Here is a 19,595-nt window from a genome sequence, read left to right as displayed (position 1 = left end):
TTTCAGGCGAGTGAAATGCCGAAGCGCTTTTCTTCCGTGCACGTCCTACTTCGGGTAGATGTCGGACCGCCGGATAGATGAAGACAAGCGTGCGACGCTTCGTCGCTTCGCCGCGCTCGGGGCTGCGACGCCGCTCGTCGGCCTCGGAGGTGGCAACGGAAGCGACGACTCGTCGAAGTCGAGCGACGCGCGCGACGCCATCGTCGGCTACGTCGCGGCCACGCCCGGCGCACACTTTTCGAAAGTTCGAGACGACCTGCAACTCGGAACTGGAGAGACGCAGTACCACCTTCGAAACCTCGTCGACGACGGCACCCTCGACGTGCGGCGCGACGGTGATTACAAACGATTCTTCCCCGCAAAACGGTTCTCGGAGTTCGAACAGGTCGCGCTCGGCTATCTCCGGCGCGACACGCCGCGCGGAATGCTGATTCACCTCCTTCAAGACCCAGACGCGACCGGGAGCAAACTCGCCGATACACTCGACGTCTCGCGCGCGACAGTGAGCACCTACGCGAAAGAACTGGATTCGGTCGGCCTCCTCTCGCGGGAGGACGGCTACGCAGTCAGCGAACCTGAGACGGTTATCACACTCTTGATTCGGTACGCCGACTCCTTCGGCACCGACGCCGCGGCGTTTGCGAACGACGCCGCCGGGTTCATCCGATTCGACCCCTGAGGCGGCAATCGCTCGTTTTAGCGCACACTGGCCGGTGAGCGACGAGCCTCGACTGCCTTCGATGTCACTCGACGGTAGCAGGCGACAACAACTCCGAACGAGAAAGGAGGAGACGACGGCGTCAGCGGTGGCAGGCTAGTGGGCAGTCAGACAGTGACTTTCCACGTCGTTCCCGAGGAGTACCCCCACTTTTCGACGTTGACGTCGAAGTTCCCGTCGAGAAGCGGGCGCATGTTGGCTCCGACTTCCTTCGCCGAGAGGCCGAGGTCGTCGGCGATGAGACGAGATTTGAAATACGTCTTCGTGGCCGCGTTGCGGCGGAGATACTGGAGGATGCGGTGCTGCTTTTCGGTGAGGTCGGTGGGAACCTCCGAAACGTCTGCTTCGACGGCAGTTGCCGTGGCGGTCGTACTCATACTTTCAGAGAGTACCGTATCGCCTATCAGGGGTTTGGTACAGGAACTTAACACGGCGCTGTCTTGCGATTAGGTGCCGTCACTGAGGGTTCGGAGTGCCGTCAATAGGGGTTCGGGTGCGCTGTTCGGGCCGCCGCAGGTACAGTCAGCTAACACTCGGGGAAACCGGAGAATCCAGCAGGGAGACACGCTCCCGGGGCAAGACAGAAAATACATACGCCGATAGCGGCCATAGGACGATAATGGGTCGCCCGACAGATGGGCGCTCGGCCACCGCTACGCCGGCCAGCGTCGACGTGAGTGTCGTCCTCCCCGCGTACAACGAGGAGCGGACCATCGAAAACACCGTTCGCGTCACCCTCCAGACGCTCGAATCGTTCCTCCCCGCCGACGCCTTCGAGGTCATCGTCGCCGAAGACGGCTGCGACGACCGCACGCCAGAGATAGCCGACCGCATGGCTGCCGAAGACTCGCGCGTGCGGCACTTCCACAGCGACACGCGACTCGGGCGCGGCGGCGCGCTCGAACACGCCTTCGCGGCCGCACACGGCGAGACACTCGTCTACTTCGATACGGACCTCGCGACGGACATGCGACACCTCGAATCGCTCGTCGAACGCGTTCGATCGGGAGAGTGCGACGTGGCCACCGGGTCGCGGTGGATGCCCGAGAACGTCGCCGACAGACCAGCCAAACGCGGCTTCCCGAGTCAAGTCTACAACAGTCTCGTTCGCGTCTTCCTCCGGTCGGACCTCCGCGACCACCAGTGTGGGTTCAAAGCGTTCAGCCGAGAGACCTTCGAGACGCTCCGCGACGACGTCGAAGACGAACACTGGTTCTGGGACACCGAGATGCTCGTACGCGCCCAGCGCGCCGGGTTCCGGGTCGCCGAGTTCCCCGTCGATTGGGAACCGAAAGGCGACACGAAAGTCGACCTCGTCCGCGACGTACTCGGGATGGGCAGTCAGATTCTTCGGACGTGGTGGCAACTCTCGGTTCGGCCACGTATCACCCGCGAGGTGACAATCGTCTCCGGGTTGCTGTTGACGCTCGTCGCAGTGGCGCTGATGACGCTCTACATCGACCCCTCGGAGGTCCTGAGCGTCCTCGGCGACGCCGAACCGACGCTCGTCGCGGCCGCCGCCGCCATCTACGTCCTCTCGTGGCCGCTCCGTGGACTTCGCTACGGCGACATCCTCGGCGAACTCGGCTATCACGAGAAGACGGGCTTTCTCACGGGGGCGATATTCATCAGTCAGACCGGGAACCTCGTCTTCCCGGCCCGTGCCGGTGACGCGGTGCGCGCGTACGTGGTAAAAGCACGACGCGACATTCCGTACCCCTCCGGATTCGCTTCACTCGCCGTCGAGCGCGTCTTCGACCTGCTCACAATCGCGGGTCTCGCGGGCGTCGTCCTCGTCGGACTCGCCGCCACCGGCGGTCTCAACGACATCGCGTCGGTGCTCGCGACTGGCGTGAGCGGCGGCAACGTGGACGTGTCGGCCAGTGACGTACGTACCGTGGCCTACGTCGCTACGGGCGTCGGCGTCGTCGCCATCGCCGGAGTGCTCGCTATCGCCCTGTCTGCCCGTGCCGACAGCAACCTCGTCCGCGCCGTCGTCGGTCGGTTCTCCTCCGACTCGTACGTCGAGTACGTCGCGGGCGTCATCGAGCAGTTCGTCTCCGACCTGCAGGCCGTCGCCGGAAACCGCGCCGCATTCGGCCGCGTCGGTGTGTCGAGCCTCGTCATCTGGACGATAGACGTGGTGACTGCCGTCGTCGTCCTCTTCGCGCTCGGCGTCGACATCGACCCCGTGGTCCTCGTCGGCGTCTCCTTCTTCGCGGTGAGCGTCGGCAACCTCGCGAAGGTCCTTCCCCTGTCGCCGGGTGGCGTCGGTCTCTACGAAATCGCCTTCACCGTGTTCATGGTCGCGCTCGCGCCCGTCACACCTGCGATGGCACTCGCCGCTGCCGTCCTCGACCACGCGGTGAAAAACGCCGTCACCATCGTCGGCGGCGTCGCGTCGATGCTCTCGCTGAACGTCTCGCTGACGACTGCTGTCGAAGAGAGCGCAGACGTCCGCGAGCGTGAACTCGCCGAATCGGAGTAGGCAGAAAACGGGAGGTTTCGCGGCGTTTCGCAGTTTTCTGAGTTCAGTAGAGGTCGCAGTTGTCCACCGGTCAGTAGAGGTCGCAATTGAACGGAGCGAGCGCGGCCGTCACGGCCGACTGGAGCGCATCCGTCCGAGTGACTTGTCCATCGGTGAACACGCCCGCGGCACCCTCGTTCGTCGCGATATCTTCGGTCCCGAGCACGTCGTCCATCACCGGCCCGAGTTCTTCGCCGTCGTGAATTCGGTCGGCGATGCGGTCGGGGAGGAGGAAACTCGGCCCAGCACCGTGGCCAACTTGGGTGCCGTCGGTCGCCGCGGCCCACATAACCAAATAGAGGTCGCTGTCACTGGCTGTCTCGGTGTCGGTCGAAAACGACGCGACGCCGCCTTCGATACCGACGCCGAAGTGGTAGTCTCCGGTCTCGAAGACGCGCTCAGCGCGCGTGATAGCACCAGTCAGTGTCTCGTCGTGGCCGACGGGTTGCTCCGAAACGCCCGAATCGACGGCAACAGCTGCGACGCGGGCGTCGGGACAGGCCAACTCGACAGCGCGCCGCTTTACCGGATTTCCGCTTCCGACTGCGATGTCCATATCCGCAAGCGATTGGGAACTCATATCGCTCCATCGGATTCTGTCTCGGCGGTCGGAACCCACGGTTCGGGGAGGTCGGCGTCGGGGTGGAACAGTCGGGCAAGCCGGTCGACACCGCCGACGAGCGCGGGACTCGGTTGATTGAGAAGCGAGTCGTCGACAGCGTGGACGGCCGCATCGACGTTCCAGCCGCGAGATTCGAACGCTTCGGGGTCGCCGCGTTCGCCCTTGCCGCACGGGTGGAGAACGACGTGGTCCGGGTCTTCGGCGGCAACTTCGTCGCCGGAGACTTCGGTCGAGCGCTCGCCCGCATCGACGAGTGAGTACGACCCACCGGCGGCGCGAACCACGTCTGGAACCCAGTTTCCGGCCGCCATCGGCGGGTCGGCCCACTCCTCGCAGTAGACTTCGGGAGCGTCGCGGCTGGAGACAGCGTCTGCGACACGCGAGAGGTGCGCTCGGCAGTCGTCGGCGAGTCGGTCACCGGCGCTGGCGTCGCCCGCGGCCGCACAGATTCTCGGGAAGGTCTCGAACACCTCGTCGAGTGTCGATGGTTCGACGTGGTGTACCTCGTAGCCGTGGTTACGGACCTCGGTAGCGACGTCCTGCTGCAGTGGGTCGCTCGTGCAGACGACGTCCGGGCCGAGTTCGTCGAGACGCTCGAAGTCGGGGTTCAGCCATCCCCCCACGAGGGGTCGGTTGAGCGGAGAGTGAGCGGTCGCGCCGACGATTCGAGCGGCGAGACCGGCCGCGTCGAGGATGGCCGCCGCACTCGGGGCCAACGAAACGACTCGGGGCGGAGAGTCCGTGCGCATAGTCCGCAAACGCACCTGCGAGAAAAATATGTATCGTGTCCCCTGTGTCCGGAGGAGACACGAGTTCGGGAGGCGAGTAAATGGTCCGTGTGGGGCGTCTACACACAAAAATTGTGGACAACCGGCGGGCGATACCAAACCATTTATGCGTTCGTCTGCGGTCGTACGTGTTACGGACCGCCTCCGGGTTCTAGCCGAATCTAATCCCCCCTTCCGGAGCACCCGCCGTCGTAGCCATGAGTGAACGAATTTGGACCCGAAACCCCGGCGCACAGGAGCAGAAACAGAAACAGCGAGGCCGACGACAGAGCCAAGAGGAAGAAGAGACCACCAAGGGAGACACGCTCAAGTGTCCCGAGTGTGGCGGCCACGTCGTCACCGACGACGAACACGGTGAGACTGTCTGTGACGACTGTGGTCTCGTCGTCACCGCCGATTCGGTCGACCGCGGCCCCGAGTGGCGCGCGTTCGACGCTCGCGAGAAAGACGAAAAGTCCCGCGTCGGTGCACCGACGACGAACACGATGCACGACAAGGGTCTTTCGACCAACATCGACTGGCGCGACCGTGACGCCTACGGGAACTCGCTGGGCGCTCGCCAGCGCCAGAAGATGCAGCGCCTCCGCAAGTGGAACGAGCGCTTCCGCACCCGCGACTCCAAGGAACGCAACCTGAAGCAGGCACTCGGTGAAATCGACCGGATGGCCTCCGCGCTCGGTCTTCCCGAGAACGTTCGCGAGACGGCATCTGTCATCTACCGCCGCGCACTCGACGACGACCTGCTTCCCGGCCGTTCTATCGAGGGTGTCGCCACCTCGTGTACCTACGCCGCTGCCCGCATGGCCGGCGTCCCCCGTTCGCTCGACGAGATTGCGGAAGTCTCGCGCGTCGAGAAGAGCGAAGTCGCCCGTACCTACCGCTACATCGCCCGCGAACTCTCGCTCGAAGTCAAGCCCGCCGACCCCGAGCAGTACGTCCCCCGCTTCGCCAGCGAACTCGGCCTCTCGGACGAGTCGAAGATGCGTGCTCGCAAACTCCTGAAGAACGCCAAGGAAAAGGGCGTCCACTCGGGTAAGTCGCCGGTCGGCCTCGCTGCCGCCGCCGTCTACGCTGCCGCACTCCTCACCAACGAGAAGACGACGCAGGCCGCAGTCAGCGAAGTTGCCGACATCTCGGAAGTCACCATCCGCAACCGCTATCACGAACTCCTCGAAGCCGAGGAGAACCTCGGCCTCGTCTAAGGTATCACTCCGCGACGGCACTTTCAGACCGGTCGCGACATATCCTCGCTTATTCGATAGCTGAGCGGCGGCGCTGTCGGCTGATTCCGGTGTGGTTTCGAGCTCAGTCGGGGAGAAACGTTTTGACGTGAGAGCGACACGTCCGTACGATGCGCACGGAACACGCCCTTCGCGTGGGCGACGCCGCCGACACCGAACTCGACGACGGGAGCGTGGACCTCGTCGTCACCTCCCCACCGTACCCCATGATAGAGATGTGGGACGACCTCTTTTCGGCTCGCGACGACGCAGTCGCCGACGCGCTCGACGCGGGCGACGGCCAAGCGGCGTTCGAGGCCATGCACGACCAACTCGACGCAGTGTGGGACGAACTCGAACGCGTCCTCGCACCAGGTGGCCTCGCGTGTATCAACGTCGGCGACGCGACGCGCAGCCTCGGCGGGTCGTTTCGGTTGTATCCGAATCACGCCCGCATCCTGACGGCGCTCTCCGAGCGTGGCCTCTCTCCGCTTCCCGATGCACTCTGGCGAAAGCCGACCAATCGCCTCACCAAGTTCATGGGGTCGGGGACGCTCCCGACCAACGCCTACGTCACGCTCGAACACGAGTACGTCCTCATCGTGCGCAAGGGCGACTCGCGCTCGTTCCCACCGGGCGACGATGACCGCTACGAGAGCGCCTTCTTTTGGGAAGAGCGAAACGAGTGGTTCTCCGACCTCTGGGAGTTCACGGGCACCGAACAGCGTCTCGATTCAGGGGACAGAGAGCGCTCGGCCGCGTTCCCGGTCGAACTGCCGCTCCGACTCATTCGGATGTACTCGGTGTACGGCGACACTGTGTACGACCCGTTCGTCGGAACCGGAACCACCACGTTGGCAGCGATGCTCGCCGGGCGAAACTCGGTCGGCTACGACCTCGATGCAGGGCTCGTGGACGCGTTCGAAGACCGGCTGGCGGATATCTGTGACCGCTCGCGCGCTGCGGTCGAAGCCCGACTCGACGCACACCGTGACTTCGTCGCCGACAGAGACGACGAACCGGGCTACGACGCGACCTACTACGACTTCCCAGTCGTGACCAAACAGGAACGAGACATCCGTCTGTATGCCGTCTCGTCGGTCACGAAGACCGAGTCGGGTGACAATCGCCGGTTCGTGACCGAGCACGAACCGGTCGACGACACGGACGCACGCAGTACGCACGGTGACGCGGTCGCCGACAGCGACGCGACTGAGGAACTCGACGCGGACGACGACTGACTGCGCACTCGTCGGCGACGCGCCACTCTCTTTCGCCGCCGACGCCTGACTGTCCCACGGACGTTTGCAGGCACGGACACCGATTTAGTCCCCGCCGACACAGTTTCGAGTATGGACCTCTCGTTCGATTCGTTCGTTCTCGCAGCGAGTACCGCCGGCCTCGGCGACGAACCCGCCGCCAGAGCCGACGCAGACGCCATCGAATTCCGGATGGACCTCGCCGACGACCCCCTTTCGGCGCTCGACGACTACGACGGGGACCTCCCGATTATCGCGACGAACCGCGCGGAGTGGGAAGGCGGTGAGGCCGATGGCGACGAAGTCGACCGCCTCGATGCACTCGTCGCGGCCGCGGAGACCGACGCCGTGGCCGCTGTCGATATCGAACTCGAAAGCCTCCACAAAGCGGTCGGCGTCGACGCCGCGACTCGCGCCCGCGCAGTCGACGTCGACGTCATCGCGTCCGTCCACGACTTCGACCGAACGCCAGCTCGGTCGGAACTCACACGACTCCTTCACGAGGCGGCCACGCTCGGCGATGTCGGGAAACTCGCCGTCACCGCCCACACCGACGCAGACGCGCTTCGCCTGCTGGACGTGACACGCGCGGCGACCGAGTGGGATGACACCGTCGCGACGATGGCGATGGGCGAGGCGGGCAGACACACCCGCGCCGTCGCACCAGTGTACGGGTCGAAAATCGGCTATGCGCCGGTCGACCCCGAAGACGCGACCGCGCCGGGACAGTACGACGTCGCGACGCTCCGAACCCTCGTCGGCGACCTGTCCAGCAAACCGGACGTTTAAGGCGGCAGACAACGACCGCCACGCACGATGGCCGATGCTCGTCGTCGCGCGCTCGTGGCCGCCCTCGTCGGGATTCTGGGTGCATCGCTCGGAATCGCCGGCGCTGGGCACGTCTACCTCCGCGAGTGGCGACGCGCTATCGCGTGGTTCACGTTCGTCGTCGGTGCCGGGCTGGTCTTACTGTCGGCATTTGCCGACCCGGCGACGGCGACGCTCAGCGAACTGCCGACCGAAGTGACCGTCCCTATCGTCGGACTCCTCTTCCTCAGCGCGCTGGACGCCTATCGAATCGGAATGCGAGGACCGGGGCACCAGCAGAACGACGGGCAACCAACCTGTCCTGCCTGCGGCGGTGGACTCGACCGGAATCTCGACTTTTGTCCGTGGTGTGCCGAAGAACTCGAATGGCACACCGAAGAGCAGTAAAACGGCGCGTTACTTCTCGATGATGCTCTCTTCGACCGCTTCGCCGAAGTGCCGAGCAGTGTCTTCGTAGTAGATGAGTACCTCGTCACCGGGTTCGAGGTCGGTCACTGCGGTTCGTCCCTCTTTGGTGGGAACCTTGATGGTCTCGGCGTTCTGGAGGAGCGTCGCGACTCGGTCGCCCTCGTAGTCGGCGACGACGCGGAACATCGGCCGCTTTTCTATCTTCACGCGTCCGACGATGGCCTCGCGGGTGTGGCCGTCAGTGTCGATGAGTTGTACCTCGTCGCCGCTTTCGAGTTCCGAGAGGTACGTCGTCCCGCCGTCGGGGGTTCGGGCGTACGCGTGGACTGCACCGGCGTTGACTCTGAATGGCCGAGACGCGACGTACGGGGACTCCGCCGTCTCGGCGTGCACAAAGAAAAGGCCGCGAGCCATCGACCCGACGAGCATCCCCTCGTCGTGTTCCATGAGCGAGCCAGTGTCGACACAGACCCGGTCGGCCATGCCCGTGCGTTCGACTTCCTGAATTTCGGCCCACACGAGGTCGAGCGACTCACGCTCTGCCTCGTCGCGGACCTCGACGGTCTTTCGAATCTCGTCGTGGTCATCGCTGTCGAGGAGGACGCCGTCGGACCCAATCTCCAACGTCTCGAAGGCAGTCTTCGCTTCCTCGGCGGTCGTGACGCCAGCGATGAGTTCGGTCTCTTCGCCGATGCGGGCGATGAGATTCTCCAGCGGGATGATAGTCCAGTCCTCGCCGACGACGATTGTGTGGTCGCCGTCGCGGGCGGCCTCTTCAGCGAACGATTCGTAGTCCTTGCTCAGAATGCGGATGTACGACCCGTTTGCGTGGTCGTCGCCGCGGCGGAGCGTCGTCAGATCTGCAGACCCAGAGAAGTCAGAGGGGAGGTCGACTGTCGCGTCGCCTTCGCCGTCTTTGCCGACGATGTAGGCGTCGGCGAGCGACCCGCCGTCTTCGTCACCTTCTGCTTCCATCACGTGGACGTCGGCGTCGGTGCGGAACGCGGCGACTTTCACGTCACCGAGTTCGCGCACCTTCTTGACGTCGTCCTCGTCGACGAGGACCCAGTCGACACCGGCTTCGAGGCCCGCCGTGATGCGTCGCTTCCGCGTCTCCCAGTCGCCGACCGTGTCGTCGGCTTTGAGCCAGACGCTGCGTGTCATTATCGACTCCACTCGGTGGTCAGGCTTGAACGTGGCGGATGAATCAACAGCGGGCGGGCAGAATACTCACTTCTCGTTGAACCGAGAATGTCGATTTTATATCGTGGTATATGATTTATCGAGGCGATATGGCACAAAAATCGGCTCAGTTGAGGGCTGAGTACAGTAGAGATAGACAGCGACGCTGCTACCCGGAGAAGACCGTCACCGAGACCCACGAATATTCGCAGCGAGATGGAAACCCAGGTTAGGGTAAGACCGAGGATTGAGATGGAGAGGAGGGTTGAGATGGAGAGGGGTTCGCTATCGCAAGAGCGAGTTTACGATTCGAGTTCCGCTATCGGGAGCCTCGCTGATGGGGCGATTCGTTTGTATCCCCCAATGTCACACCCACGTTGAAGACGCCCGGTCGGGTGACTCGTGAGCACTGTAATCCAGTACGCAACTCCGGGGGGTTCACACCCAGAAGAAGTCATTCCGCGTGAGGTGCTTCGTACGAGATACTGGTTCGTCAAAGCTAATTGCCGTCCTACAGGGAACTCGATTTCGGGGTATGCTATTTTGCGCGACGCTCGGCAATCCACCGAACGGCGCCGATAGAACACAACACGATGGCGTACACACTCGTCGAGACCACGTCGACGAATCCCAAATAGTCTGCACCCGCGAGTAGTATTACTGTCAGGCCGACGAGTTGCATCCACCTGCCGATGGTCGTCTCAGAGGCGAACCGTTCGACACTGAGTGTCATCAGACTCGTGTATTCGACAGGGGTTCTTTAATTTTCAGTTGGGTGGTGTCGTAGACATCTCGCTCCGCCCCGGCACCGGGCAGACGTGTCTCGAAGCAGCACGGCGCACCGTGTCCTACGCTCAGATGCGACTCTGTTTTGGAACAGAACGTCTCCAGCCCACCTAATTGAGTTAACAGCAGAAAACCTTCGGTAGGACCGTTGAGAGTGTATTTCTTCATCTTCAGAGGCATCCCAGCCCCGAGGTGTAAATCCTATACTGCGATATGAAATCTCAAAATTGTGCTACTGACCCGCCTTTGTGAGTGAAACGTGGATAGACTCGACGTCGAGCGCGAGAATCGCCAGGGCGTCAGTTAGCGTGGTGGAGGAGGATGCGTCCCTCTCGCGTGTCGATTAGGAACGATACGCAGACAGGTCTGACTGTGTCGTCTCCCGGTCGCGTTCGTGTTCGAGGAGTGCACGCTTTAGGTCGGTCCCACCGGCGGCAGAGAACCCACCAAGAGAGTCCGAACCGACGACACGGTGACACGGAACGACGACCGGGACGGGGTTCCGCCCGCAGGCCTGTCCGACGGCGACAGCGTGGCCGCCTACCGACTCGGCAATCTCCCCGTAGGTTCGCGTTTCACCGTACGGGATGTCGAGCATCGCTCGCATCACCGCACCGGTGAACGAGTCGGGGATGCAAACGTCGGCGGCGAACGACCGGCGCGCGCCCGCTTCGTACTCAGATAGCTGTGTGCGCAGGTCGTCGGAGGAGGTGTCGACCAGTTGCTCGTCCAGTTCCACGTCGAACCCCCACATCGTCACGTGCATCGACCACCGTTCGCACTCGGCGACCATCTATCTATGGCGTGTGGATGCGGACGATGCCGATATGCGATGCGAGAAGAGGAAACAGCCGTGACAGAAACGCGGCGTTACGCTTCGAGGCTCAGTCCGGCGCGTTCGAGCGCCGAATCGATGTCGGCGTCGTCGTGGATGACCGCGCTCACGGCGCGGGTGATGGCTTCGGGGTCGTCGTGCTGGAAGATAGACCGTCCCATCGAGACACCGGCAGCACCGGCGTCCATCGTCCCGCGGACCATCTCGACCGTCTCGCGGTCCGTGCCGCGACTGCCGCCAGCGATGACGACCGGGAGGCGCGTGGCTTCGACGACGCGGCTGAACGACTCGGCGTCGCCGCTGTAGGCCGTCTTGACCACGTCTGCGCCGACTTCTTCTGCGAGGCGGACGGCGTGGGCGAGTGCTTCGGGGTCCTGTTCGTCGATGTCGGGACCGCGCGCGTAGGACATCGCGAGGACGGGGACACCGAAGTCAGCAGCGCGAGAACAGAGGTTTGCGAGTTGCGTCATCTGGTCGGGTTCGTGTTCCGACCCGACGTTGATGTGGAAGGAGACGGCGTCGGCACCGACGCGCAGCGCGTCTTCGACGGTCCCGGTGAGTCGTTTATCGCTTTCGTCCGGGCCGATAACCGTCGAGCCGTTGACGTGGACGATGTATCCTTTGCCGTTTTTATTCGGGTGTACTCTGGGTGCTGTCCCTTTGTGTGTGAGGACGGCGTCAGCGCCGCCCCGTGTGATACCGTCGATTGTCGATTCGATGTCTACGAGGCCTTTGACCGGGCCGAGTGTGATGCCGTGGTCCATCGGGACGACGAGGTATCGTCCGTCAGTGGAGATGCGTTCCAGTCGTGCCGAGATTCCAACGTCAGTGTTCATGTTTGTGAAAGGGTGACAGAGCAGTTATGTGCGTTCCGAATGCGGTGGGCGTTGCGAGACGCCATCTACCGCACCTGATTTGAGTTCGCGAGCGAGCGTTTCGAGGCGTTCTGCGGTCGTTTTCGCGGAATCACCGTCCTCGTATCCTTGGGCGACGATGTCCACGAGTGCGCTGCCGACGATGATACCGTCAGCGCCGCCTCGGACGATGCGTTCTGCGTGTTCACCGCTACTGATTCCGAATCCGACGGCCTTGGGTACGTCGTAGTCGGACAGGCGGTCGAGACTGGACCCGGTCTGGTCGGACACGTTCGACTTTGCGCCCGTCGTGCCGAGACGTGCCTGCACGTAGACGTAGCCCGAAACCTGCTGCATGATGCGGTCGAGGCGGTCGCCGCGCGTCGTCGGCGCGACGATGAACACGAGGTCGAGACCGAACTCGTCGCAGGCCTCACGCAGCGGGTCAGCTTCCTCGGCTGGGAGGTCAGGAACGACGAAGCCTTCGATACCGACTTCGGCCGCTTTCTGGACGAACGGGCGCGGTCCCTCCGCGTCGCCGTAGCGGTAGATGAGGTTGTAGTAGGTCATGCAGACGACCGGAATCGACACGTCGAGGTCTTCGACGAACTCGAAGTAGCGCTCCGGCGTCATCCCGCCTTCCAGCGCGCGGACGATGGCGTTCTGGATGGTCGGCCCTTCCGCGATTGGCTCCGAGAAGGGCAATCCGAGTTCGATAACGTCGGCACCGCCGCGTTCGAGCGCCTCGACGTATTCGAGCGACGATTCGTAATCCGGGTCGCCAGCGACGAGGTACGGGACGAACGCCGGGCCGTCCGCGAAGGCGTCTGCGAGCGACATCACAGTCCCCCCGTGAACTCGTCCATGTTCGGTGCGATATCGATGTCGCGCTCGTAGGTCTCCTCGATGGCCGATTCGAGGTCCTTGTCGCCGCGACCGGAGAGGTTGACGACGACGAACTCGCCGAGTTCCTCGGAGTGTTCCTCCAAGTAGCCGAAGGCGTGTGCCGACTCCAGTGCAGGGATGATACCCTCTAACTGTGAGAGGCGGTGGAAGGCGGTCAGCGCGTCGTCATCGTCGACGTTGACGGCGGTGACGCGCCCGGTATCGACGAGGTGAGCCAATTCCGGTCCGACGCCCGCGTAGTCGAGGCCGGAAGAGATGGAGTGTGATTCCATAATCTGCCCGTCGTGGTCCTGCAGGAGACGCGTGCGAGCGCCGTGAAGCACGCCCTCGGACCCGGTCGTGAGCGACGCGGAGTTCGGCGCGACGCCCGCCCCCTCGTCGACGTCGAGCGTCGAACCGCCCGCTTCGACGGCGTAGAGTTCGGTCTCGTCGTCTTCGACGAACTCCGCGAACGCACCCATCGTGTTCGACCCGCCACCGGCGCAAGCGAGGACGGCATCAGGGAGACGACCCATCTTCTCGCGGGCCTGTGTTCGCGCTTCTTCGGAGATGACAGATTGGAAGTCCCGAACCATGCTCGGGAAGGGGTGCGGACCGACCACAGAGCCGATGACGTAGTGGGTGTCTTCGACGTTCGTCGCCCAGTCGCGCATCGTCTCGGAAATGGCTTCTTTGAGCGTCCCGCGGCCGACAGTGACGGGATTGACCTCGGAACCGTTGAGTTTCATTCGGAAGACGTTGGGGCGCTGGCGGTTGATGTCGCGCTCGCCCATGTAGACTTCACAGGGCATGTCGAGGTGCGCGCAGGCCATCGCTGTCGCCGTCCCGTGCTGGCCAGCGCCGGTCTCGGCGATGATGCGGTCCTTGCCCATGTACTTCGCCAAGAGGACCTGACCGAGCGCGTTGTTCAGCTTGTGTGCACCGCCGTGGACGAGGTCTTCGCGCTTGAGGTATACCTCGCGGTCGTATCGCTCCGAGAGCCGGTCTGCACGCTGAAGCGGAGTTGGCCGCCCGCCAAAGTCCCGCAGTCGCGCCCGAAACTCGTCCATGAAGCCGTCTTCGTTGTTCAGGACGTATCGCTCGTACGCGTCTTCGAGTTCCTCGATGGCCGGCATCAGGGCCTCGGGAACGTACTGTCCGCCGTAATCGCCGAATTTTCCGTCTACACTCATGTCGATGTGGTCAGTCTTCGTGTGTTTTGTCGTACGTTACCATCCATGATGGCGGTTCCGACGAGGAGGGCGTCGGCCCCGGCCTCGCGCATNCGCATCCGCTGAACGTCCTCGGTGGTGTGGACGCCGCTCTCTGCGACGAGAAGTACGTCGTCGGGAACCTCTGGAGCCAACTTCTCGAAGGTTCCGAGGTCGACTTCGAGCTTGCCGAGGTCACGGTTGTTGATGCCGACGATGTCGGCACCGGCGGCGAGCGCCGCAGTGAGTTCCTCTCGGGTGTGGACCTCGATGAGCGGTTGGAACCCACGGTCGCGTGCTGCTGCGACGAGGTCTGGGAGGTCGTCACCCACGAACCGGGCGATGAGAAGCACGAGGTCCGACTCGACGGCGTCGAGTTGCTCCTCGCGCAGGATGAAGTCCTTCCGAAGCACGGGCACGTCGACTGCCTCGCGGATGCGAGAGAGCGATTCGGTCGACCCGCCGAAGTGCTCGGGTTCAGTGAGAACCGACAGCGCTGTCGCGCCGCCAGCGACCATCTCACGAGCCAACTCTACCGGGTCGTCCTCACGGACGCCGTCTGTCGTCGGACTGGTCGGCTTTACCTCGGCGATAAGCGGAACGCGCCCGTCCGCCTCGGTGGCCGACACGGCGTCCGGGAACGACCGCGCCTCGACCGAGACGCGAGCGTCGCCGCCGGGTCGCTCCCGCGCGGCGTCCAAAATGGAACGCACCTCCGGGGCCAATTTATCTCCACTAGCGTTCATTGATGTTCACTAACGGACGTATCTGTACATAAGGCTTGTGTCAGAGGTACGTATTTCTTTGTCGTGCGTGCGGGCAGGCACGGCGGGAGCGCACAGCCACGCGGCAGCAGACGCCGGAAGGGTCAAGCGTCCGGCCCGGTGAGGCGAACACATGGACCTCGCCGGAATTTACGCCCGCGAATCGTCGGCACTCGACCGCGCCGTACAGATTGGCGTGGTCAGCAACAAACTCATCAGCGTCTCGTTTCCCGAGACGGTCCCCGACGACGCAGAATCGGACCACGAGTACCTCGATTCGATTCTCGCTGCACTCGACGGCGAGGAGGCGAACCTCTCGGAAGTTCCCATCGGTCTCACTGTGCCGACGGACCAGCGAAGCGTGCTCGAAGCCCTCAGAAACGTCCCTCGCGGCGACACCATCGATAGCTCACTGCTCGTCAGAATGGCCGGTCTCGACCCCGAAGACGACGAGTCGGCCCGGACCGTCAGGACCGCACTCGTAGGGAATCCCGTCCCGGTCGTCGTCCCCGACCATCGGGTGACAGATGGCCCGAGTGCTGCACCCGAGTCTGTCGTCCGGGTGCTGCAGCGGGCAGAAGGAATCTAGTCGGTGTGAAGCAGACTCTCGGGTCTTCTACTCGACGGGGTCGAGCGTCGCCGCTCCGAAGGGGGTCGAGAACCGGTCACACCAGATTGCGACGCCGCGGAAGCGCGTGGGGTCGCCTACGTCTTCGAGTCGCTGTGTGAACGTCCCGAGTTTCGTGCTCTCGCCCCCGTCTTCTCCGCCGTCGATGAGGACTTTCACCCCATCGTCGACGGCGGCTTTCGTGTCTGGGTCGGCTTCGGGCGTTAGGTAGACGAACACGTCCGGGCCTTGTGTCTGCTCGTAGTCTTCGAACTGGAGGAGATGGCCGTCGTCGTCGCGGGCGAGCGTGACTGTGCCACTGACATCGTGGCCCGCTTTCCCAACGAACGACCCACGCGAGAATGGTGTCGCGTCGGCAGCCTCTCCTTCGTCAGTGACTCGGGTCGCCTGCTCTGGGAGGAACAACTCCGCGGCGGCCGCCCCACCGACGGTGAGGGCGACACCGCCACCAACCAGCCCGAGCAGTGTTCGACGTTTCATACCACAAAAACGGTCGGCTCAAAGCATAACCGCTGTGCCAAGTTGGTGCAAAGTCAGTACCAAATCTCGGCACAGCGTCCCGTGTTTCGCTCAGAACGGCGCAGCGTCGGTCTGTCGCCGCAAGACGAGGTAGCCGAGAAGCCCGCCGAGGAGGAACAGCGTGCTCGCGAGTCCGATTGTCGGGTCGCCGACGACCAGTTCGGCAAACTGAGCGAGTCCCGCGAGGAGGAAGCCACCGCCTGCGACGTACTTCAACTGGTTGTCGACGGGTATCCGAAGCGTGACGACGCCGAGGAGGAGAGAGACGACGCCGAAGGCGATGTCCACAGCGAGTCCGACCGTCGGATTTCCGGTGACGATGGACGCGACGACGAGCGCGACGTACCCGATGAGTCCCGCCTGTGTCAGCGTCCGTGTATCGATATCCATACTGGATACCCGGGGGCAGGGGACTTGAACACCCTGCCTCGCAGGACAGTTTACCAGCCGAACACGTCGTGGCCGACGAACTCCAGCGCGTTCACGAGATAGTGGGCCACGATGACGACGAGCAGGCTCTGTGTGAGGACGAACGCCGCCGCGAGGGCGAACCCAAGTAGTCCAGTGACGACGATACCGAGTCGCCCCTGCGCGCCGTGGCCGACGCCGAACGCGACAGATGAGACTGCGGCCATGAGCCACGGCGACACGTCGAATCCGACAGCGATGGCACCGATGAGCGCCCCGCGAAAGAGGAGTTCCTCGAAGCCCGCGATGAGCGGTAGCACCACGAACAGCAACAGTGCCCATCCGGTCGTCGTCTCCGGCGTGAGCGCGTCCCGCAGCGATTCGTCGGGGACGAGACCGAACTCGCGGGAGACCGACGACCCGGCCCGGTTCACTGCGTAGAGGACGCCACCGAGGGCGACGCCCACCGCGAGTTTCGACGGGAGCCCCGAAAGCGAGAGCCCGAGCGCCGACAGCGGGACGGACGTGTACCACGCGCTCGTGACGAGAAACGCACCCAACAACCCCTGCGAGACGGCGACGTTGGCGAGCAACATGTGCGGCGGGATGTTCGCAGACGATGGCTCGTGACTCTGGTCGGGTGCTGGCTGGGGGGCGTGAGTCGTGTCAGTCGCCGCCCGCGACTCGTGGTCCTCGTCTGGGGTCGGCGCTGGCGAGAGAGACGCGAGCGACGGGCCGTGTTCAGTTGCGTCGGTGGTCTGTGGACTGTCGTCGGAAATGCGGCTCTCGTCTTTACCGTCGAGAACGTGCTCAGAATCAGTATCGTCGTCGACAGCGGTCGCTGCCGAATCGAGGTCGTGTGCAAAATGTGTGTCGCCACCGTCGGCGTGGGGAATGCCACGCGAGAGGTGTGCGAGCGTGAGGAGGACGGCAAGGATGACGCCAGTGAACCCAGCGAATGCCGCCCAGTCTGTCATTCGGCGTTACTGCGGACTCGGGCTGGAGGGTCCGACGCCCTTGCCCTTGTTGAGTGCAGAGCCGGTGATGCTCTTGAGACGGTCGACGAGCGAGTCCTTCTCTGGTTCGCCTTCGAGGGCGACGTCGAGGACTTCGCTGATGTGCGAGACGGGGATGATGTCCACCATCTCCTTGTACTCGTCTTCGATCATGACGTCCTGCTCGTTGGCGGCCGGGATGATGACCGTATCACAGCCAGCCTTGGCGGCGGCTTCGATCTTGTGGGTCACACCACCGACCGGGAGCACGTCACCGCGCACCGACAGCGAGCCGGTCATGGCGACCGACTGGTCGATGGGGATGTCCTCTAGCGCCGAGATGACGGCCGTCGCGACCGTGATAGAGGCGGAGTCGCCGTCGACGCCCTGCTGGCCGGTCTGGACGAACTGCACGTGCACGTCCATCTCAGAGAGGTCCTGGTTGGAGAACTTCTTGATGATGGCCGAGACGTTCTGGACGGACTCTTCGGCCATCTCCTTGAGTTGCCCCGTGGCGATGACCTGACCGGGGCCCTGCGATGGCGTGACTTCGGCCATCACGGGGAGCATGATACCGGAGTCCTGACCCATGACTGCGAGGCCGTTGACGCGGCCGGTGACGAACCCCTCGTTGACGGAGAGTTCGTAGTCCTTGCGGCGCTCGATGTACTGGTCGGCAATCTGCTGCTCGATGGAGCGCGCGCGGCGCTTTGCCTGCAGCACGTGGTCGCGGGTCGTCGCCTCGGCGCCTTCGCCGCGGGCGATGTCGCCTGCGACGCGGACGAGGCCACCGAGGTTACGGAACTTGAGGGTCAGGTGGCCCTTGCGGCCAGCGCGGCGGCGGGCTTCGAGGATGATTTCCTCGACCGCTTCCGCGGTGAACTGCGGCAGGCGACCGTCGTTGGCCACTTCCTGCGCGACGAAGCGCGCGTACTTGCGGCGCATGTCGGGCGTGTCCTCGATGGTGTCGTCCATGTACACCTCGTACCCGTACCCCTTGATACGGGAGCGGAGTGCGGGGTGCATGTTCTCCATCGCGTCGAGGTTACCCGCAGCAATCATGATGAAGTCCGTCGGGACGGGTTCGGTCTGGACCATCGCACCCGAGGAGCGCTCGGACTGGCCGGTGATGCCGAACTCGCCTTCCTGAATCGCCGTCATCAGGTGCTGCTGGCTGCGCACGTCGAGCGTGTTGATCTCGTCGATGAACAGCACGCCCTTGCTGGCCTTGTGAATCGCACCGGGTTCGACGCGGTCGTGGCTCGGCGTCTCCATCCCACCGGACTGGAAGGGGTCGTGGCGGACGTCGCCGAGGAGTGCACCCGCGTGGGCACCAGTCGCGTCCTGGAAGGGCGCGGCCTTCTGGTCTGCGTTGTTCACGATGAGGTTCGGAATCATCGCGTCGCTGCCGCGCGACCCATAGCGGAACGCGAGGTAGATGATACCTGCAGCGAGGATGCCGAGAAGAACCTGCTGGGCGATGATAAGCGAGTAGCCCAGCACGATGGCGATGATGATCCACATGAGGAACGAGCGCATCTGGTTGCGCTTGCGTGCCTCTTCTTTGTGCGCCTCGACGATTTGGTCACCCTTGCCCGCGGGGACAGTGCGGACCTTGGGTTGGTTCCCGTCGTCGGGGTTGTGGTAGACGAGAACGTCCTGTAACTCCTCGCGGGGGAGGAGTTCGGACATCGCTTTCGCGAGCATCGACTTCCCCGTACCCGGAGAGCCGATCATCATAACGTGGCGGCGCTGTTTGGCCGCCTTCATGATGACGTCGCGGGCGTGTTCCTGCCCGATGACCTGGTCGACAAGCCGGTCCGGGACGGAAATCTCGTCGGTAGACTCGATATCGAGTCCGCCGAGGAGATCGTCTTCGCCCACGTCTTCGCGGATGTCGGCCTCGATCTCGACGTCGCTCCCGAGGTCGTCGATAGTCTTCTTGTCGACCTCATCGGCCTCCTCGTGCTGGTGGAACGACCCGCTGTCGCCGCCCGTGTCCTGGGGCGCGTCGTCGGGTGAATCCTCCCGCTCGCGGAGGCTGTCGTCGGTGTTCGTATCGTTACTCATAGAACTGTCGTCGCTACTTCTAACGTAGGCCCTACGCCTGATATACTTTCTCCCCGATTGCATCACACGTACCGGGCCGTATTATCCG

At 63.6% G+C, this 19,595-nt stretch carries 21 protein-coding genes; 7 read left to right on the top strand and 14 right to left on the bottom strand.

From position 1 onward, the window contains the following. Positions 1-58 precede the first annotated feature (58 nt). Positions 59-679, top strand: a complete 621-nt coding sequence (locus C453_RS06065) for a winged helix-turn-helix transcriptional regulator (protein ID WP_008323357.1) — start codon at positions 59-61, stop codon at positions 677-679. A gap of 146 nt (positions 680-825) precedes the next feature. Here the strand turns inward: C453_RS06065 and C453_RS06060 are convergent, their stop codons facing one another. Continuing rightward, positions 826-1,095, bottom strand: coding sequence for a DUF7123 family protein (locus C453_RS06060; protein ID WP_008323355.1), 270 nt, complete (start codon positions 1,093-1,095; stop codon positions 826-828). A gap of 242 nt (positions 1,096-1,337) precedes the next feature. Between C453_RS06060 and aglD the strand changes: the two genes are divergently transcribed. Beyond that, positions 1,338-3,206 carry a flippase domain-containing glycosyltransferase AglD gene (gene aglD, locus C453_RS06055; RefSeq protein WP_008323353.1) on the top strand — a complete coding sequence of 623 codons (1,869 nt, stop codon included), beginning with the start codon at positions 1,338-1,340 and terminating at the stop codon, positions 3,204-3,206. Positions 3,207-3,276: 70 nt separating this feature from the next. Here the strand turns inward: aglD and yjjX are convergent, their stop codons facing one another. Beyond that, the gene (gene yjjX, locus C453_RS06050) at positions 3,277-3,801 is read right to left on the bottom strand and encodes an inosine/xanthosine triphosphatase (RefSeq protein WP_008323351.1); all 525 of its coding nucleotides are present in this window, start codon (positions 3,799-3,801) and stop codon (positions 3,277-3,279) included. 20 nt (positions 3,802-3,821) lie between these two features. Next, complete coding sequence (locus tag C453_RS06045) at positions 3,822-4,616, bottom strand: helical backbone metal receptor (protein WP_008323349.1); 795 nt, start codon at positions 4,614-4,616, stop codon at positions 3,822-3,824. A 236-nt stretch (positions 4,617-4,852) separates the two neighbouring features. On the opposite strand from C453_RS06045, the gene C453_RS06040 reads away from it, so the two are divergent. The 4 genes from C453_RS06040 (at position 4,853) to C453_RS06025 (ending at position 8,349) form a co-directional block, all read left to right on the top strand. Beyond that, positions 4,853-5,857: a transcription initiation factor IIB gene (locus tag C453_RS06040; RefSeq protein ID WP_007545220.1), complete on the top strand. Its 1,005-nt coding sequence runs from the start codon at positions 4,853-4,855 to the stop codon at positions 5,855-5,857. Between the two features lie 149 nt (positions 5,858-6,006). Further along, positions 6,007-7,116 (top strand): DNA-methyltransferase, encoded by a 1,110-nt coding sequence (locus C453_RS06035; RefSeq protein WP_008323347.1) that lies wholly within the window; start codon positions 6,007-6,009, stop codon positions 7,114-7,116. A 111-nt stretch (positions 7,117-7,227) separates the two neighbouring features. Further along, entirely contained in the window at positions 7,228-7,923 is a 696-nt protein-coding gene (locus tag C453_RS06030) for a type I 3-dehydroquinate dehydratase (protein ID WP_008323345.1), read from the top strand. 27 nt (positions 7,924-7,950) lie between these two features. Further along, positions 7,951-8,349 (top strand): DUF7575 domain-containing protein, encoded by a 399-nt coding sequence (locus C453_RS06025; RefSeq protein WP_007545217.1) that lies wholly within the window; start codon positions 7,951-7,953, stop codon positions 8,347-8,349. Positions 8,350-8,358: 9 nt separating this feature from the next. Here C453_RS06025 and C453_RS06020 read toward each other — a convergent pair whose 3' ends face one another. The 7 genes from C453_RS06020 to trpC all read right to left on the bottom strand — a co-directional run bounded on the left by C453_RS06020 (position 8,359) and on the right by trpC (position 14,869). Further along, positions 8,359-9,534, bottom strand: coding sequence for a 3-dehydroquinate synthase II (locus C453_RS06020; protein ID WP_008323343.1), 1,176 nt, complete (start codon positions 9,532-9,534; stop codon positions 8,359-8,361). Positions 9,535-10,090: 556 nt separating this feature from the next. Beyond that, complete coding sequence (locus C453_RS06015) at positions 10,091-10,285, bottom strand: hypothetical protein (protein WP_008323342.1); 195 nt, start codon at positions 10,283-10,285, stop codon at positions 10,091-10,093. Between the two features lie 396 nt (positions 10,286-10,681). Further along, positions 10,682-11,104: a methylated-DNA--[protein]-cysteine S-methyltransferase gene (locus C453_RS06010; RefSeq protein ID WP_049907549.1), complete on the bottom strand. Its 423-nt coding sequence runs from the start codon at positions 11,102-11,104 to the stop codon at positions 10,682-10,684. 104 nt (positions 11,105-11,208) lie between these two features. Then, positions 11,209-12,009: a 2-amino-3,7-dideoxy-D-threo-hept-6-ulosonate synthase gene (locus C453_RS06005; protein WP_008323338.1), complete on the bottom strand. Its 801-nt coding sequence runs from the start codon at positions 12,007-12,009 to the stop codon at positions 11,209-11,211. Positions 12,010-12,033: 24 nt separating this feature from the next. Then, positions 12,034-12,867: a tryptophan synthase subunit alpha gene (gene trpA / locus C453_RS06000; protein WP_008323336.1), complete on the bottom strand. Its 834-nt coding sequence runs from the start codon at positions 12,865-12,867 to the stop codon at positions 12,034-12,036. After that, positions 12,867-14,105 carry a tryptophan synthase subunit beta gene (gene trpB, locus C453_RS05995; RefSeq protein WP_008323334.1) on the bottom strand — a complete coding sequence of 413 codons (1,239 nt, stop codon included), beginning with the start codon at positions 14,103-14,105 and terminating at the stop codon, positions 12,867-12,869. Before trpB ends, trpA begins: the two co-directional genes overlap by 1 nt. Further along, entirely contained in the window at positions 14,102-14,869 is a 768-nt protein-coding gene (trpC, locus tag C453_RS05990; protein WP_049907544.1) for an indole-3-glycerol phosphate synthase, read from the bottom strand. Before trpC ends, trpB begins: the two co-directional genes overlap by 4 nt. Before the next feature lie 151 nt (positions 14,870-15,020). On the opposite strand from trpC, the gene C453_RS05985 reads away from it, so the two are divergent. Beyond that, on the top strand, positions 15,021-15,476 hold the full coding sequence (locus tag C453_RS05985) for an MGMT family protein (protein ID WP_008323327.1): 456 nt from the start codon (positions 15,021-15,023) through the stop codon (positions 15,474-15,476). Between the two features lie 27 nt (positions 15,477-15,503). Here the strand turns inward: C453_RS05985 and C453_RS05980 are convergent, their stop codons facing one another. The 4 genes from C453_RS05980 to lonB form a co-directional block, all read right to left on the bottom strand. Further along, a complete protein-coding gene (locus C453_RS05980; protein ID WP_008323325.1) occupies positions 15,504-15,995 on the bottom strand; it encodes a DM13 domain-containing protein in 492 nt (163 codons plus the stop codon). A 90-nt stretch (positions 15,996-16,085) separates the two neighbouring features. Further along, positions 16,086-16,424 (bottom strand): hypothetical protein, encoded by a 339-nt coding sequence (locus C453_RS05975; RefSeq protein ID WP_008323323.1) that lies wholly within the window; start codon positions 16,422-16,424, stop codon positions 16,086-16,088. Positions 16,425-16,474: 50 nt separating this feature from the next. Then, entirely contained in the window at positions 16,475-17,419 is a 945-nt protein-coding gene (locus C453_RS05970; RefSeq protein ID WP_008323321.1) for a CPBP family intramembrane glutamic endopeptidase, read from the bottom strand. Between the two features lie 6 nt (positions 17,420-17,425). Next, positions 17,426-19,507: an ATP-dependent protease LonB gene (gene lonB / locus C453_RS05965; RefSeq protein WP_008323319.1), complete on the bottom strand. Its 2,082-nt coding sequence runs from the start codon at positions 19,505-19,507 to the stop codon at positions 17,426-17,428. Between the last annotated feature and the right edge of the window lie 88 nt (positions 19,508-19,595).

The sequence above is a fragment of the Haloferax elongans ATCC BAA-1513 genome (assembly GCF_000336755.1).
Lineage (GTDB): Archaea > Halobacteriota > Halobacteria > Halobacteriales > Haloferacaceae > Haloferax > Haloferax elongans.
Note: the sequence above shows the minus strand (reverse complement) of the source record. Positions and strands in the feature narration are given on the sequence as shown.